Source organism: Massilia sp. PWRC2 (assembly GCF_049896725.1).
GTDB lineage: Bacteria > Pseudomonadota > Gammaproteobacteria > Burkholderiales > Burkholderiaceae_D > JAFCUW01.
In genome coordinates this window covers 40,157-55,375 of record NZ_JAFCUW010000017.1, presented here as the reverse complement: position 1 = coordinate 55,375, position 15,219 = coordinate 40,157, and the positions used below count along the sequence as shown (strand labels likewise).

General features: G+C 56.6%; 18 protein-coding genes. All 18 read left to right on the top strand.

Annotated elements, in window-relative coordinates; all coding sequences use genetic code 11:
* The first annotated feature begins 273 nt into the window (after positions 1-273).
* The 18 genes from ACP7BZ_RS22330 (at position 274) to ACP7BZ_RS22245 (ending at position 15,163) form a co-directional block, all read left to right on the top strand.
* Positions 274-462, top strand: coding sequence for a hypothetical protein (locus ACP7BZ_RS22330; RefSeq protein WP_426117299.1), 189 nt, complete (start codon positions 274-276; stop codon positions 460-462).
* Between the two features lie 2 nt (positions 463-464).
* Entirely contained in the window at positions 465-1,079 is a 615-nt protein-coding gene (locus tag ACP7BZ_RS22325) for a HEPN domain-containing protein (RefSeq protein ID WP_426117297.1), read from the top strand.
* Between the two features lie 625 nt (positions 1,080-1,704).
* The gene (locus ACP7BZ_RS22320) at positions 1,705-1,929 is read left to right on the top strand and encodes a hypothetical protein (protein ID WP_426117295.1); all 225 of its coding nucleotides are present in this window, start codon (positions 1,705-1,707) and stop codon (positions 1,927-1,929) included.
* A gap of 385 nt (positions 1,930-2,314) precedes the next feature.
* Positions 2,315-3,763, top strand: coding sequence for an integrase arm-type DNA-binding domain-containing protein (locus ACP7BZ_RS22315; RefSeq protein WP_426117293.1), 1,449 nt, complete (start codon positions 2,315-2,317; stop codon positions 3,761-3,763).
* Between the two features lie 111 nt (positions 3,764-3,874).
* A complete protein-coding gene (locus ACP7BZ_RS22310; protein WP_426117291.1) occupies positions 3,875-5,068 on the top strand; it encodes a hypothetical protein in 1,194 nt (397 codons plus the stop codon).
* Between the two features lie 139 nt (positions 5,069-5,207).
* Positions 5,208-5,438, top strand: coding sequence for a hypothetical protein (locus tag ACP7BZ_RS22305; RefSeq protein WP_426117289.1), 231 nt, complete (start codon positions 5,208-5,210; stop codon positions 5,436-5,438).
* The gene (locus ACP7BZ_RS22300) at positions 5,431-5,871 is read left to right on the top strand and encodes a hypothetical protein (protein WP_426117287.1); all 441 of its coding nucleotides are present in this window, start codon (positions 5,431-5,433) and stop codon (positions 5,869-5,871) included. The genes ACP7BZ_RS22305 and ACP7BZ_RS22300 overlap by 8 nt, the downstream gene beginning before the upstream one ends.
* The gene (locus ACP7BZ_RS22295; RefSeq protein WP_426117282.1) at positions 5,868-6,176 is read left to right on the top strand and encodes a hypothetical protein; all 309 of its coding nucleotides are present in this window, start codon (positions 5,868-5,870) and stop codon (positions 6,174-6,176) included. Before ACP7BZ_RS22300 ends, ACP7BZ_RS22295 begins: the two co-directional genes overlap by 4 nt.
* Positions 6,177-6,179: 3 nt before the next feature.
* A complete protein-coding gene (locus ACP7BZ_RS22290; protein WP_426117280.1) occupies positions 6,180-7,829 on the top strand; it encodes a DEAD/DEAH box helicase in 1,650 nt (549 codons plus the stop codon).
* Complete coding sequence (locus tag ACP7BZ_RS22285) at positions 7,816-8,742, top strand: DUF7146 domain-containing protein (protein WP_426117278.1); 927 nt, start codon at positions 7,816-7,818, stop codon at positions 8,740-8,742. Before ACP7BZ_RS22290 ends, ACP7BZ_RS22285 begins: the two co-directional genes overlap by 14 nt.
* On the top strand, positions 8,729-8,968 hold the full coding sequence (locus ACP7BZ_RS22280; protein ID WP_426117276.1) for a hypothetical protein: 240 nt from the start codon (positions 8,729-8,731) through the stop codon (positions 8,966-8,968). Before ACP7BZ_RS22285 ends, ACP7BZ_RS22280 begins: the two co-directional genes overlap by 14 nt.
* The gene (locus ACP7BZ_RS22275; protein WP_426117274.1) at positions 8,965-9,315 is read left to right on the top strand and encodes a hypothetical protein; all 351 of its coding nucleotides are present in this window, start codon (positions 8,965-8,967) and stop codon (positions 9,313-9,315) included. Before ACP7BZ_RS22280 ends, ACP7BZ_RS22275 begins: the two co-directional genes overlap by 4 nt.
* Positions 9,305-9,790 (top strand): helix-turn-helix domain-containing protein, encoded by a 486-nt coding sequence (locus ACP7BZ_RS22270; protein WP_426117272.1) that lies wholly within the window; start codon positions 9,305-9,307, stop codon positions 9,788-9,790. The genes ACP7BZ_RS22275 and ACP7BZ_RS22270 overlap by 11 nt, the downstream gene beginning before the upstream one ends.
* Complete coding sequence (locus tag ACP7BZ_RS22265; protein ID WP_426117270.1) at positions 9,787-10,356, top strand: aspartyl/asparaginyl beta-hydroxylase domain-containing protein; 570 nt, start codon at positions 9,787-9,789, stop codon at positions 10,354-10,356. The genes ACP7BZ_RS22270 and ACP7BZ_RS22265 overlap by 4 nt, the downstream gene beginning before the upstream one ends.
* The gene (locus ACP7BZ_RS22260) at positions 10,353-10,808 is read left to right on the top strand and encodes a hypothetical protein (RefSeq protein WP_426117268.1); all 456 of its coding nucleotides are present in this window, start codon (positions 10,353-10,355) and stop codon (positions 10,806-10,808) included. The genes ACP7BZ_RS22265 and ACP7BZ_RS22260 overlap by 4 nt, the downstream gene beginning before the upstream one ends.
* Before the next feature lies 1 nt (position 10,809).
* Positions 10,810-11,643, top strand: coding sequence for a hypothetical protein (locus ACP7BZ_RS22255; RefSeq protein ID WP_426117266.1), 834 nt, complete (start codon positions 10,810-10,812; stop codon positions 11,641-11,643).
* Positions 11,644-11,645: 2 nt separating this feature from the next.
* Positions 11,646-13,070, top strand: coding sequence for a hypothetical protein (locus ACP7BZ_RS22250; protein ID WP_426117264.1), 1,425 nt, complete (start codon positions 11,646-11,648; stop codon positions 13,068-13,070).
* A complete protein-coding gene (locus ACP7BZ_RS22245; RefSeq protein ID WP_426117262.1) occupies positions 13,070-15,163 on the top strand; it encodes a hypothetical protein in 2,094 nt (697 codons plus the stop codon). Before ACP7BZ_RS22250 ends, ACP7BZ_RS22245 begins: the two co-directional genes overlap by 1 nt.
* Positions 15,164-15,219: the final 56 nt, after the last annotated feature.

The following is a 15,219-nucleotide window of genomic DNA, read 5'->3' as shown; positions in this document are numbered from 1 at the left end:
GACGGCGAACCCGGCGTCAAGACTATCTGGCTCGGAATGAAGGATGTCTACGTTGCAGCCAAAACGATGGAGAAATTACGCGACCGAGCCAATGCCAAGACTTATGTATAACGAGGTGGAGAAAACGCCGATTTATCAGCAGCAAAAATTAAGAAGCTTGAAACATCATTTAATAATGCGCTTGCCATTTGCAATCAGGTTTTTGGCGATAGTGTTTTTACAGACACGGCGAAATCTAAGCCAAGGCAAAGTATAGTTCACTATGACCTGCTCATGAATAGTTTTACTCGACTCACAAAATCAAAAATAAAAGGGAAAGAGCAGGAAATAAAAAAAGCATTCGAAAAATTGTGCAAAAATGCAGACTTTCAACGCACTCTTTCGGGGGGGATTCAAAATAAAGTCTCCATCATAAAGCGCAGGGAGCTTTGGGAAAAATTGCTTAAGCCGATAGTTAATTAATTATGAATCTCAATGCAACTGTTGCGGCGTTTAAAAACGGACTTGAAGAGCTTGAGACTATGGTTGCGCAAACCGAGCGCGAAGTGATTGGAACCGAGCTCGTTAATTCAATTATTACAAGTAATGTAAATTTCTTTGCGAAATCTTTTTTGATTTCCGCTTGTGCTCACTTGGAAATGTGCATTAAGGATATCGTCTTTGAGGTGGCGAAAGACATCGATTCTAGATTGTCGTCAGTCTCGGTCCCATCCTCTATTGTCGAATGGCGATACAATCAAAAAAAGAAAGGCGAACAAGCTATTTATAAAAATAATTTCTGTTCCATTGGGATGACGAAAAAAGAAATCGATGACTTGGTCTCCGGAAACGTATTCAAGACAAAAGAGGCTCTGGCGATAGTGGGCGTTGAGTTGGGGGTAGATAAGGCAAAATGGGAGACGTGGAAAGAATTAATACAAAATATTGTTACTCGAAGAAATAACATCGTGCATCATAATGATGATGCGTCAGATTTATCGCTTGGTGATATAAGGAAATATATTAAGTCTATATTAAGCTATATCGATTATATAATCTTTGCGTGTAATTCTCAAAACGCCAGCAGTGCTGTAGATTAGATTATTTGTTTAAATTGGACTCATATATGTTCATTGCCTGATCGGGATTCTTAAATTGGCGCCAATTTGATCGAGTGCTGATCAAGGTTTCAGAGGTGCATCTGCTTTTTCAGCGCAGGATCGTGATTTCTTTGCTAACACCGTCAGATTAGTGAAACTTATTGCGCTGGATAACCCCTTCCTAGTGAAGTGTAATAGCTCCGCCGCTTGCGTGAGCCAGCCATGTTGTTGCATTTGGTGCTGGATTGGCTCAACCATGATCTTGCCATCACCGCGCCGGCCGAGACGATCGCGAAAAACCAAATAGCCTTAGCGTCTAGAATACTGCTGTTCTCGGCCAGCTCGAGAAACTAATGTAGCGACACTGGTAATGTAATTGACAATCCAGCGTGTCTGGCCAATTTGTGGATTCTCTGTCGTGCTAGGGCTTTGGACATCAAATACGTTGCGCAGTACGATCTTTCCATTAGTGCGCGTAGTGGACTCGACGCCGCTCCGTTGTTCCGATGTGATCGTCCAGCGCTTCGACCACCACTTGTCATTTAAGATTGCAAAGTGATCAGTTTTCCAGGTCTGTCGCGTTGCATGCTCTTGTTTGGCAATCAAGCTGATCTGGGACTTCATCATGTCCACCTTCGGCTACCCGGATGGCCGAAATTTCACCGAGTCGCAGAATGGCCGGTCAGGTTTGAACGGTGCCCCTAACTCGGTATGTGGCGGCGCAACCATTCCAAAACGGGATGCGAATCTTACCTCGGGACGTTTTTTTCACGCTCGTTGCGATCTTGGTCGCCACCGCTGGGCACTTTTCAAGCACAACCAAAAGCCCGCAAACCCGCATGAATCCTAGAAGTTGCCTCGCGCGCGCTCGCGAGACCATCAGAGAATATGGCCAACAGAGAGGCCAGGATACGGGCGAAAACTGCATGCAAGGGGAGGGTACGCCCGCGAGGCCAGGCCCGCACACCGCGTCACCACCGGGGAGATGGGACGAAAAAAAACCAACCGAGAACGGTTGGTCTTTGTATTCTTGGTGGCCCGGGGCGGAATCGAACCACCGACACAAGGATTTTTAATCCTCGCAAATGCGCGAAATTCGGCGTTGATCCATATTCATTCAGATTGAGGAAGTCAATGGAATCAAAGACTTGAAAATAAGTACACATGTATTTGTATTGATGCGGGTTGCTTGATATACTCCCAATCAGCTTACATGGCGGTTACATGGCATTGACTTGATTGGATTTGGTGTGCCAAGAGTAAAACTCACAGCTGGACGGATCGCTGACTTTCAATGCGAAACGGGCAAGTCGCAGTCCTTCCTTTGGGACGCTGTCGAGCCCGGTCTTGGTCTGCGCGTGACTTCGACCGGTAGCAAGGCCTACATTTTTCAGTCGAAGCTTGCGGGCAAGACCATCCGCACGACGATTGGCGACCCGCGCACATGGTCATTGGAATCGGCGCGGGATAATGCCGGGCGTCCGATCGGCAAGGGCGCCCGCGAAGAGGCAAACCGCCTACAACACCTCATCAATGAAGGTCGTGACCCACGGATCGTACGGGCAGACGGGCTGGCCGCCGAGCAGGAGGCGCGCGACCATCAAGAAGCCGAGCGAACGGCGGAAAAGGTTCGCCAGGTTCGGGAGTCAGTGACTGTCGGCGAACTGTGGCCTATCTATGTTGCGGATCGGACGCTGGACTGGTCCGAACTGCACTTGCGCGATCATGAGCGCATGATTCAAGAAGGCGGCGCGGCCCGGGCCCGCAGCAAGAAGAAAATCGAAGCTGGCCCGCTTGCCGAGCTGGCGGACTGCCGCCTGGGTGACCTCACCGTCGAGCGGATCGACAAGTGGGCAAAGGGAGAGGCAATCCGGCGCCCGACAAGTGCGCGGCTTGCTCTGCGCCTCTTGCGCGCGTTCCTGCACTGGTGCGGCCGGCACAAAGATTACGCGGGCATCTGCGACGCCTCCATCACGAAGAGCAAGCGCGCGAAGCAGGCACTAGGCAAGTCGAAGCCGAAAAAGTACGATCTCCTCCAGCGGGAACAGTTGTCGGCATGGTTTGCCGAAGTGTTAAAAATTCGGAGCCCGGTCGTATCGACCTACCTGCAGGTGCTTTTGCTGATTGGCGCGCGCCGGGAGGAGCTGGCCGCCCTGCAGTTCGCCGACGTTGATTTCACTTGGAAAAGCATCAAGTTGCACGACAAAGTCGAGGATGACCGGCTCATCCCATTGACGCCTTATGTCGAGCGCTTGCTTCTCAATCTGAAGCGGCTGAACGAGACGCCACCCACCAAACGCGTTCAGCGTCGCCAGGCGGCGGCAGGGATAGTCTGGGAGCCGTCGCCATGGGTCTTTAGCAGCCCGAAAGCCGCGTCTGGCCGTTTAACCGAGCCGAGCATCGCGCACCGCAAGGCGTGTGAGGCAGCGGGGATTAAGCTCTCGCTGCATGGATTACGCCGGAGCTTTGCCACCCTCAGCCTGTGGACGCTGGCACCTGGTGGGGTAGCGGCGCAAATACAGGGCCACGCCGCCCAAGGTGTACGCGAGGAGAATTACATCTTCCGTTCGCTCGACCTGCTGCGAATGGGGCATGAAATGATCGAAAGCTACATCCTTGAGCAGGCCGGCATCACCGGCGCTGCGGTGCCAACAGGGCTGCGCCTAGTCGCCGCGACCGCCTGACGAAAGCACAAAGTTTAAAGCGCCAGTCTAGTTTTAGCGGACGAAAAGCCGGACACCTTCACCGGCCTGACTGGCGCCCCAACAAAAATGAAGGCGCTTGAAGGAGCGCGCATGAACTCGAAATTTCCAGGCCCCTGTGACGTTAAAAAGTGGGGGAGAACAGAATTATGGGACATTTTTGAGGCCGCACATGTCCTTGTCGATATCGAGCCCAGCACTGATCCTGACCCGTATTTTGAGCTGAAGGCAGACGAGTTATATAAGCAACTTGCGATGTCGATCGCGATGGGATACCCACAGATTGCCCAACAAATCGGCGAACGTCATCTCTTCCTGCCCTTACAAATGGTCGACTGGGCGCTGAAAAAGGGACATCCGGTTTCCGGGGCCCTTCAAGCCGAGATATACAGGACGGCGCGCGAAAATATTGATCGGCTCACCGCTGAGAAGGCTCTACGTGCGGCATTGCCATCTCCTTCCGCTCACAACGGTGAACCAACAACTGCGGATGTCGATAAATTATCCGACGATCAATGGGCCGACCCAGCGTACATGTCGTCGTATAAGCGGGCATGGAAGCTCTATGATGAGCTAGCCGAATGGAGCGTTATGAAACACGGCGGCGATCCATTTCGAGCTATCGCAATCAAGAAGCGGATAAACTCGATCAATGACGAGCTTGCGCGGTTGAATTGTCCGAGCGCTAACGCCTCGACGCAGGCAGACCTGCAACCACTGCGCCCCGCACCGCTGCCATTAACCTTGGAAGACGCGCTGCGCCAAAATGAAGAGCAAAAAAAACAAGCTAAGAAACTGGCTGCGGAAATGGCTCCAGAGATGGAAAAACGCCGTTCGCTCCAAGTTAGGCTAGATTCATTGCCGCAGGACGAGCGCCGCCGTGTGCTTGATGCTGCCGGGATGGGCCATGCGTCCGCCGTTCCTGCTCCAATTGAGCCTTTGCATGGCTCAGGCTCTTACGCACATACGAGGCATGAATTGCCGTTGGTGGTGCCACAGGCCGGTGAGCAGGTGCTGGCGTCAAAAGCGGCGCCTTTCGATAAAAATAGGTCCGGTGACAGGGCTGCGGCGGCGGCAAAAAGACAAAATGCGGATGTGACGCGCGAACGAGGCGCGAGACGGCGAATCATCGAAAATTGGGACGCTATCGAGCTTGAATATTGGCCAAAAATTGACGCACGAATTGTCCTTCGTGTCCTGGCCCGGGATAAGGGAGAGGATCAGCCGGAACTTAAGACGGTACAAAACCATCTTTCAAGCTTAAGAACAGAAGGATTGATTCCCTGATTTCTTCCCGGGAAATTCCCGGGAGTTTCCTACTTTCCCGCAGCTGACTTCTAGGGACATTCCGTACATAAAGTTCGTATCGCCAGCGCTTCACTGCGAATCAATCGCAGTGGCGCTATCTCTACGGAGGCGATACGAAATGCAAGTTACTTCGAACATCCCACCAGCACTTGCCGCAATCTCGGCAGGTCGCGACCATATCAATACGTCTGAATTTGCCCGTGCCACTGATCGCGCCGGCCAGACAATCCGCAAGAATTATTGCTACACCGGCCACTGCTTTGGTATTCGGCCGATCAAATTCGGAAACCGGCTGTTGTGGCCCGTTGCGCAAATCGCCGCCTTGTTGAGCGGAGGCGCAAGTGCCTAATATCAAAAAACAAAACGCCCCGGAGGGCGTCTGTGTCGATCAGGCTGGCGGGCTGGGATCGGTTGGTAAAACAAAAATATTCGACTGCGGCATGCAGAGTATCACGGCGGTCTGCCGAGAGCTAGCGGCAAATGGTGTAGGCCTCCAGAATGCAGCAGGCAGCACTCAACTTGATACCTTGCCCCGCGCGCTCCAATACCGCGGCGCACGTGGACTCAATACATACGAAGGCACTGCAGCAGGCTATTTGCGCCTGGCGACCCGAGTCAAAGAGCTTAAAGAAAGCTGGGACATCTACGCAGTGAAGGAGGATGTCGTCGGTCCTGATGGACTGCTGCACAAGGGCGTCGCCCGCTACGTTCTGCTGGGCCGTCGCCAAGATATCAACAAGCTGCCTGCCGCCCAAGCCCAACTTTCGTTGGGGGCAGTATGACGACTGCGCTCCTCTCAATCAAAAATTGGTCGACATTCCAGCATTACGGCCGGCGCAATCCGCCTTGGATCAAGCTTCACCGCGCAATCCTCGATGACTACGCGTTTTGCTCATTGCCAGACGTTGCAAAGGGTCACCTGATTCTGATGTGGCTGTATGCGAGTCAGAACAACGGCACCGTCCCGCACGATGTCCCGTTTCTTGAGCGGAAGCTGTCCATTTCCGATCTCAACCTAGAAGTGTTGATCGATGGCGGCTTTCTCGTGCCGCCCGGCGCCGCTAGCGTCAAGCTTGCAAGGGGCTAGCAGATGAACAACATATCAACTGCTAGCAACCTGCTAGCGCCGTGCTATCCATTGACGTGCAGCCCAGAAGAGTACGCTAGCCGCTTACTTGCACCTCAGAAGAGAAGAGTTAACCCCGAAAACCCGCCCAGCCATAGCGATCCGGTTTCGAGCGTCCTGACTCTTCGACCTTACCAATCTACCGCGGTCCAAAACCTACGCCATTCCTTGGCTGGGGGTGTGGTGCGTGAAATGCTCTGTAGCCCGACCGGCTCCGGGAAAACGGAAATCGGCATGGCCTTGGTTCACGGTGCCCGAGCGAAGCACAAACGCGTGCTCTTTCTCTGCAACCGCGTGCACCTGGTCGAGCAGACATCGCGCCGATTCTCGAAGGCCGGCATCGCACATGGAATCATCCAGGGGGACAACACCACCCGTGTGTACGAAAGCGTGCTGGTAGCCAGCATCCAGACAATCGCCCGTCGCGGCTTGCCGGACGTGGATCTGATTATTATCGATGAGGCCCACACAGTCGCCGGCTCGCGTGAATACCGTGCTGTTATTGCCGCGGCGAAGGGCGTGCCGGTGATCGGCCTTTCTGCCACACCGTACGCAAGAGGGCTGGGAAAGCACTACGAGGAGCTGGGCGGCGCGCTTTTCGAGCACATGACGGTCGCTGCCACGATTCCGGAATTGATTGCCGCTGGCTACTTGGTGGACGTGGACGTGTACGCGCCTAGCGAGCCGGACATGTCAGGTATCAAGCAGGCCCGCAACGCCTTCGGAGATCTTGACTACACCGATGCCGACGTGGGCCGCGCCGCTGACAAGCCGGAGCTGGTGGGCGACATCGTGACGCACTGGCTTCGCCTGGCCGCCGGCACGCCGACTGTTTGCTTCGCGGCGAACATCGCCCACAGCAAGCACATTGTTGAGCGCTTCCAGGCGGCGGGCGTCAGCGCGGAGCACGTTGACTGCTACACCGACGCGGAGGAGCGCCGTGCGGTTCTGGCTCGCGTCGAGGCCGGGGAGACCATGGTTATTTCCAATGTGGGCATCCTCGCTGAGGGCTGGGACTTTCCGGCTTGCCGCACGCTGATCCTGGCGCGGCCTACTCGTTCGCTTATTCGCTATATCCAGATGGCCGGGCGGGTGCTTCGCCCACATGCAAGCAAAGAGCGGGCACTGATCCTTGATCATTCTGGCTCGGTGGTTCGCCTCGGCTTTCCCACGGATGAATTTCCGCTAGAGCTGGACGACGGCTCGCCCCGCGAAGCCAAGGGCGCGCAGGTGGAGCGGGAGAAGCCATTGCCGAAGGCGTGCCAGTCATGCAGCTACGTCAAGGTGGTGCACAAGTGTCCGGTATGCGGTTTTGCGCCGGAAAAGCGTTCCAGCGTCGAGGTTCGAGCAGGCGAGCTGGTGCCGCTCAAGAAAAAGCCGAAAGCGCAGAAGATGGGCAAGCAGGAGTTTTACTCCGAACTGCTGTTCGTCGCGAACCGCCAGAGCTATTCCGCAGGCTGGGTCTCGCACAAGTACCGCGATTACTTCGGCGTGTGGCCGCGCAATCTCGACCGCACTCCTGCGCCTGCCGTGTCCGGCGAGGTCGAGCGTTTTCTTACGCACCTGAACATCAAGAATGCAAAATCGCGGGAGGTTAGCCATGCAGGCCGCTAAATCTCGCACAGCCGATGAGGCTATCGGTCGCTGGCCAGGCATCCTTGCGACATTGGGCATCGATCAAAGCTTTTTGCAGAACAAACACGGTCCGTGTCCGATCTGCGCCGGAAAGGATCGATATCGCTTCGATGATCGCCGGGGACGTGGAACCTTCATTTGCTCGCACTGCGGCGCCGGTGACGGTTTTCGACTCTTGCAGGAAGTGCTTGGAATCTCGTTCAGCGAAGCAGCAAAGCAGATCGACCGAATCGTAGGCACGGTCCCTGTCGGTCCGGTGGCCCCGGTAAGGACTGACGCCAGTAAGGTCAGCGTGCTTAAGCAGGTGTGGGCAAATAGCCAGGCAGTAGCGCATGGCGATCCGGTGTGGCAATACCTCAATCGGCGGGTGGGAATCGACAAGGTACCGTCTTCGCTTCGATACCATCCATCTTTGCGCTACACGGATGAGGACGGCAAGCAATTGGGCTGTTTTCCAGCGATGCTGGCCAAAATCCAGTATCCGGATGGCACCGGCGCATCAATTCATCGCACGTACCTGACGGATATCGGAACGAAAGCTGCCGTGCCTCAGCCGAAGAAGATTATGGCTGGCAAACCGCTTAATTCGGGCGCTGTGAGGCTTTCGGAGGTCAGCCCAGCACTCGGTATAGCCGAGGGCATCGAAACGGCGCTAGCAGCCTCTATTCGCTTCGGCGTGCCATTCTGGGCCGCGACCAACGCGACTCTGCTCGAATCATGGGTTCCACCGCTCGGCGTGGAGCGGGTATTGATCGCAGGGGACAACGATGCGAGCTTTACCGGCCACGCAGCCGCCTATGCTCTCGCGCGCCGCTTGGTGCAAAAGGGGCTAGCTGTCGAAGTCCACATTCCCGAGCGGGTCGGAAAGGACTGGGCAGATGAAAGTCTCTAAGCAATTTCTACGCGACTTCGCTTATGTGGCCAACCTGTACGGGTGGAATGCTGCCGACATCGAGGAGGCAAAGGCGCAGACCAGGGCCAGCCCTGCCGAACTGGGTGCCTACTGGGTTCGGCTGGCTGCTGCGCACCGCGCTGGTTACCAGCAGGCGAAAGACAACAATTTCATGCGTCTGGAGTGCTGGGAGCGCGCCCACAGCGCACGCGGGGTGGCCGCATGAACCCGGAGTTCATCGCGGACCTTGTGGCGCAGCTAGAGTCAATCGACGCCGACGCCGCCGTAAAAAAACAAATTCGCTATCGCCTTTACAAGGTCGGCGCTATGCACGGGGTGCGCCCACTGCGACAGATGGAAAGGGTCGATTTCGCATCGCATCTGCTCGAATTGGCGGTTTCTGTATCGACTATCCGTGATCGGTTGATGGCGACCTTCAAGGTAGGCGATAGCCAGGCCTACCGCGACGTGCAGAAAGCACTCAATCTGCGCCATTTGACGCCCTTAAATGGGACGCCGAGGGCCGAAAATGGTTCTATTGAAAAGCGGTTGGGGGTTTTGTATGACAAATAATGACAGGGCGGAGCTGACGACATCAGCGCGAGCGAAAATCGCGGCGGGCGGTCTGATGACCTTGCAAGAGGTCGCAGCGCTGCTTGATGTGGCTGAGTCGACGGTTCACAGCCTCCCGCTGCCAAGCATCCGCCTCGGGCGCAGCCTTCGGTTTGATCCGCAGGACGTTTGCCGCCTCATCGAGATTTGCCGCGAGCCAGTAGTCGAGCCAGGGCAAGCGGCGGCGAAGTTCATTTATTTCGGTAAGCGGTTTTCGTCAGACCAGACAGAAGGCCATTTCGGTGCCTACACCTGCTTAACGACAGAATTAGGCGTTGAGTTGCAGGCCGTTCAAACAGCGTTAGACCGTGGTGAACGTGTTGAGATTCGCCAGCCAGCCGCTTACGAAATTGTCGCCATGGAGCAGATGTTGGCCTTGTACCGGAGTGTTGGCGGCCCCGCGCTACTTGCGCAACTGAAAGCGCAGCAAGCATGAAAAACTTCCAGCAAATCGCCGCCAACATGGACGTTTTACCACTGCTGCTGGCAATCAAACGGCGCCCGCAACTGTGGAAAGAGGACACCTACTTGCGCGACTACCCGCAAGGCCCGTTCAAGCAGATTGAATCGATCATGTTGCGATTCCCTCAAAAGTCCGTTCACGAGACCGAGGCGGAGCTGCAAAACCATCTCAGCACGTACGACCAGCAGGAAAGCGTCGACTATCCGGCTTACGCCGTGTTACCGGAAGCGCGACCGCTCGTGATGGGCCTGATGGCGCGCGTCGATGGCGAACGCCTTGGCCGGGTCATGATCAACAAGATCGCTCCGGGCGGAGTCATTTTCCCTCATGTCGACACCAAGAGCCACACCGACTATTACAGCCGCTTCCATGTTGTCCTGCAAAGCCAGCCAGGCGTGCAGTTTCGCGCTGGCAACGAGCAAATTTACATGCCGACTGGCTCCATTTGGTGGTTTGACAACGCACAGGAGCACGAGGTCATCAACAACAGCGCCGACGACCGCATTCACATGATTGTCGACATTAAGGTTTCCATATGATTACCTGCCACGTCGAATCATTCGAACAGCAACTGGAAGAGCTGCAAGTCCTGCTGCCGGAGCATTACAAGGAACTGGCACTCAATCAAGAGCAAGTGCCGCTCTCTCCTCAGTACCACGTGTATATCGAGCGCGAGCGCCAGGGCGGCCTGATCTTCGTTACCTTGCGCGACGCGGGCGTTCTGGTCGGCTACTTCATTGGCTTCATTGCGCCAGGCCTGCATTACAGCACTTGCCTAACCTGCACGATGGACATCTTCTATGTGCGCCAGGACAAGCGCACAGGCAGCGCAGGCATTCGTATGTTCCGTTTCGTAGAAAACGAATTGCGGCGGCGCGGCGTGCAGCGCTGGTTCATGGGTTCAAAGGTGAAGGCAGACGCTTCGGCACTGTTCAAGCGCATAGGCGCGGCTCCAGTGGAAACTTACTACAGCAAATGGCTAGGGGATTGAAATGAAACTACGTGGCGAGAAGAAGCAAGACGCTTTGCTTGATGGGCAGTTCAAGCTGTGCGGCGTGGCGGCAGCAATAGTGGGCAGCGCCATTGTCGGTGGTGTTGTCGCATCAAGTTCCACAAGCAAGGCTGTTGGTGCGCAGACAGATGCCAGCAACCGGGCCGATTCGCTAACTCGGGAACAGATGGCGACGCAGCAGCGTCTTGCCGAGCAGGCCCGTATGGATGCGACGCCATATCGTGAGGCCGGATATTCCGCGCTGAACAAGCTTGCGGCCGCTCCCGACTTTACGGGCGCGAGTGTAGGGAGCGATCCCGGTTACCAGTTCGGCCTCGATGAAGGCATGAAAGGGTTGACCAACTCAGCCGCTGCTCGTGGCAACCTCCTGTCCGGCGCCGCCCTCAAGGCCTCGACCAGGTACGCGCAGGACTATGCCGGTACCAAGTTCAACGACGCCTTTAATCGCGATGCGACGAACAAGAACCGTCTCGCCTCTCTGGCTGGGATTGGCCAAGTGGCCACTGCAAATAGCGGTGCGAACACGATGCAGCTTGGCGGCCAACTCGGTCAGGCAAGCCAGTCGATGGCGCAGAGCGCGCTTGGCGTAGGCAACGCCCGGGCGTCCGGCTACATCGGTAATGGCAACGCCCTGGTCGGCGCGCTCAACCAGGGCGTGAGCGCTTGGAAGACCTACAACGGCGGCGAGCAAACCGACTACAACGCGCTACGAAATGGCGCAAGCAGCTACAGCAGCCCTTCTGAATATAGCTACGAACCGACCGCCATTCAGCAAAATACCGGCGCACTTCAAAACATGGATTGGTGGAAATAATTATGGCTCTGGACCTCTCAATGTATAACGCCCTTTTGCAAAGGCCAAAATCGGTTGCCGATTACGACGCCGAAGCGATGACAAATCAGTCAAACGCTCTTGCGAATCAGACAAACGCGCTCGGTCTCCAGCAGGGCCGCATGAAGATGGACGAGTACCAGCGCAGTGTCACCGATGGCAACAAGCTGCGCCAGGTCGTGGCCGGCTTTGGCGAAGACCAGACTGCCAACTACAATTCCCTGCTCCGCGCCGGCCGGCTGGATGAGGCGCAGAAATACCAGAAGGGAAATGCCGAATCGCTGGCGAAGACGGCCGATATCGGCAAGACGAAGGAGGAGACCGCCAAGATGCAGAAGGAATCGGCGGCCCATCAGTTCGAGATCGCTGGCCAGCTCGCATCCGCCTGGGCCACTAATCCCGGCGTCACGAAGGCGCAGATTCAGGCTGGCTTGGCCGCCGCTTCGCACAGTGGCGTCATCTCGCCAGAAATCACGCAAGCAAAAATGACGGAGCTGGAAAGCATGGCGGACAATCCGCAAGCGCTCAACGGCTGGGCCAAAGGCACCTTGCAACAGGTGATGAAGGCGAAGGACTCGATGAGCTACATCGCTCCTGATGCCAACAATGTTGCCAACAACGACCGTATAAAGGCGGACAAGGCGGCCGAGCGCGCCGTGCAGATGCGCGGACAGAACATCAGCGCAGACACCGCAGGTAAACGCCTCGCTTTCGACAAGGAACAGGCGACCGCGGAAAACGCGCCGGACACCACTACGCAAAAAGAAAAGGAACTGTGGCTGCATACGTACACCGCGAATAATGGCCAGATGCCGCGTAGCGCACCGCCGTCTGTGCGGAAGTATATCGGGACATGGGCGGCAGAAATGGGCATTACACCAGCCGATCTCTCATCGGGTGCCGCAAAGGCCAAGTTTGATCAGGCCATGGCAGTCACCGCTGGCCATCGTGGCGGCGCAATGGCGAGCGTCGAGGCGACCATGCCGGCGCTGGTGGAGAATGCGCAGGACCTGTCACACAAGCTTGGCCAGGGGAAATTTGTGCCGCTCAATAAACTGGCACAGATGTCCAATGACAGCATCAGTGACCCGACCTTGGCGGCATTCAAAGTGGCGCACATGGCAGTTGTTTCCGAATATCAGCAGGTCATCAGCCGCGGCGGGACCAATGTAACTGCCTTGAATGAGGCTATGCATGTGCTGAATGGGGCGCGCAGTGTCGAGGCGTACGACGCTGCGATGAACATGGTTAAGAAGGAAGTCGCGATCAACGTCGCAGGCGCTAAGGCTGTGCGCGCTGGCGTTGGGTCCGACAACCATGGCGCCGCACCGGCCGCCGTCCCGCCTAAGGCACCTGCCGGCTTCGATCCTGCTGCAATCGCAGCCGAACTCAAAAAGCGGGGGCACTGATGGACTATTCACAGTTTTCTACAGACGACTTGAAAGCCATGCAGGCTGGCGATATCTCCAAGGTTTCCAGTGCTGGCCTGAAAGCCATGCAGGCGCAGGCGCATATGGCGCCTCCGGCTAAAGAAGAGCCTGGCATGCTAGCATCGCTCGCCGCCGGCGCCGGTAAAGGCCTCGGCAGTATGGCGCTGGGCGCCCAACGCCTTTACGGGAAAGTGCTGGAGACGGCAGACGACATCATGCCCGGCAAGCTCACGCCAACAATGTCTGACGTGGTGGCCGGCCGGAAGCCTCGTAACTCGCTGAGCGATATCGCCCATTGGCTTGGCAGCGACGCCGATGCCGGTAAGGCAAAACTGGAAGCGGAGAACGCGCCCTATAAAGCAGCAAATCCGCTCACTAACGCGACCGGCGAGGTGGGCGGCTCGATTGTTGCTACGCTTCCAGTAGGGGCGGCGATACCGAACGCCCTGCGCGCCGCTGCGGGTGCGCGTGCCGTCGTTGGTGTCGTGCCTCGTGCGGCTCAAGCGGCCGGCGTGGGGGCGATCTACGGCGGAGTCACTGGCACAGCCGGTTCGAATGCCGATACCCTCGGCGGAATGCTCGCGGATGGCGCGAAAGGTGCTGGGACTGGTGCCTTACTTGGTGGCGGTGCTATGCCGGTCACGTCTGTTATCGGCGCAGTGGGTGGCAATGTTATGCAGCGCGTGTCCAAAACGAGTGCTGTTGAGTACGCCAAGCAGAAGGTCGCCGAGGCGCTCGCGCGCGATGCGAGAGGTACCTTGGCGACTAGCGGGGCAACAAATCCACTTGCTCAGGTCTCAGCGCGCTTTAACAGGCTTGGTGAGGAGGCGACCCTCACTGACGCCGCTGGACGCAACACAAACCAATTGCTTGACACCTTGGCCACGTTGCCGGGTCGCACGAAGGATGCGGCGTACAATTTGCTCCGCCAGCGCACTGCCGGCGTGGGCGATCGCATGCGATCCGCGGCCGAAAGTGCACTCGATACGAACGGCCAGCGCTTGCCGACGACGGTGGAATCGCTCATCACAAGGCGCCAGACTGATTCGGGGCCACTGTATGCGAAAGTTCGTCAAACGGTGATCCAGCCTACGCAGGCATTGGCCGATACGTTGGAGGCCGCCGACAATCTCGGAATGGTCGAGCTTGGCCGCAAGATAGCCACCGCCCGCCAACTGCCATTCACCCTAGATTCTCAGCAAAACACCCGTTGGAACATGGGCGACCTGGACCACGTTAAACAGGGCATCGACCAAGCATTGACCAGTCGTGCCGCTCAACATGCGGACGGCACTCTGACGCCGTTGGGAGCGTCTTTCCTGACGTTGAAAAACAGTCTGGTCAAGGAACTGGATGCCGCCACCACAAACCAACAAACGGGCGTCTCGTTATACCGCCAGGCCCGTGATGCGTTTTCAAACCCGTCGAAGCTAATCGATGCTGCTAACGCCGGCAAACTCGCTGTCAACCGCGATGAAGCCAGCATCCTGAGCAATATGCGCGGCATGAGCGACAACGAGACGCAGGCTTTTCGCATTGGTGCGTTTGAAGGCCTCCGCGCGAAGCTGGGCACCCAAGGCGGCCAGACGAACATCATGAACATGTGGAAGGAGCCAGCAACCCAAGAAAAGCTGAAGGCCATATTCGGGGACGAGCGTTCGTACCGCGAGTTTGCGGTGGCCGTCGCCAAGGAGGCGCAGCTCAAACGTTTGCAAAACGTCGGCTCCGGATCACAGACGGCCGCGCGGGCGGCGGGTATGGGTGACCTCGACATGTCCGCTCTAACTGATGCAGGCGGCGCTCTGGCCGCAGCGAAATCCGGCAATGCCCTCTCCGCGCTTGTTTATGGGAAAAATGCCTGGAACCGCGTAGCGACTCCTCAGTCGGTGCGGGACCAGATGGGAAACATGCTTCTATCTAAAGGGGTGGATGGGTCGCGTAACTTAAACAGTCTCGGGGAGCTTGTCCAAGTGATAAACAATCGGAACATGCTTTTGTCGACGAACGTCGGCCAGCTGGGCGGCCAGATCGGCGGGCAGCTTTTAACGCCCATGCCCACCCGGATCAAATAAGGTTCTGACCACATCAAAAGCGCACCAGACAATAGTGCGCTCCTTTTTAAGGACAT

Bases quoted from the DNA above. Each gene is read 5' to 3' on its own strand.
- ACP7BZ_RS22330 (WP_426117299.1), top strand. From the start codon at position 274: ATGAATAGTTTTACTCGACTCACAAAATCAAAAATAAAAGGGAAAGAG.
- ACP7BZ_RS22245 (WP_426117262.1), top strand. From the start codon at position 13,070: ATGGACTATTCACAGTTTTCTACAGACGACTTGAAAGCCATGCAGGCT.
- ACP7BZ_RS22320 (WP_426117295.1), top strand. From the start codon at position 1,705: ATGTCCACCTTCGGCTACCCGGATGGCCGAAATTTCACCGAGTCGCAG.
- ACP7BZ_RS22265 (WP_426117270.1), top strand. From the start codon at position 9,787: ATGAAAAACTTCCAGCAAATCGCCGCCAACATGGACGTTTTACCACTG.
- ACP7BZ_RS22270 (WP_426117272.1), top strand. From the start codon at position 9,305: ATGACAAATAATGACAGGGCGGAGCTGACGACATCAGCGCGAGCGAAA.
- ACP7BZ_RS22310 (WP_426117291.1), top strand. From the start codon at position 3,875: ATGAACTCGAAATTTCCAGGCCCCTGTGACGTTAAAAAGTGGGGGAGA.
- ACP7BZ_RS22260 (WP_426117268.1), top strand. From the start codon at position 10,353: ATGATTACCTGCCACGTCGAATCATTCGAACAGCAACTGGAAGAGCTG.
- ACP7BZ_RS22255 (WP_426117266.1), top strand. From the start codon at position 10,810: ATGAAACTACGTGGCGAGAAGAAGCAAGACGCTTTGCTTGATGGGCAG.
- ACP7BZ_RS22305 (WP_426117289.1), top strand. From the start codon at position 5,208: ATGCAAGTTACTTCGAACATCCCACCAGCACTTGCCGCAATCTCGGCA.
- ACP7BZ_RS22285 (WP_426117278.1), top strand. From the start codon at position 7,816: ATGCAGGCCGCTAAATCTCGCACAGCCGATGAGGCTATCGGTCGCTGG.
- ACP7BZ_RS22295 (WP_426117282.1), top strand. From the start codon at position 5,868: ATGACGACTGCGCTCCTCTCAATCAAAAATTGGTCGACATTCCAGCAT.
- ACP7BZ_RS22290 (WP_426117280.1), top strand. From the start codon at position 6,180: ATGAACAACATATCAACTGCTAGCAACCTGCTAGCGCCGTGCTATCCA.
- ACP7BZ_RS22325 (WP_426117297.1), top strand. From the start codon at position 465: ATGAATCTCAATGCAACTGTTGCGGCGTTTAAAAACGGACTTGAAGAG.
- ACP7BZ_RS22275 (WP_426117274.1), top strand. From the start codon at position 8,965: ATGAACCCGGAGTTCATCGCGGACCTTGTGGCGCAGCTAGAGTCAATC.
- ACP7BZ_RS22250 (WP_426117264.1), top strand. From the start codon at position 11,646: ATGGCTCTGGACCTCTCAATGTATAACGCCCTTTTGCAAAGGCCAAAA.
- ACP7BZ_RS22280 (WP_426117276.1), top strand. From the start codon at position 8,729: ATGAAAGTCTCTAAGCAATTTCTACGCGACTTCGCTTATGTGGCCAAC.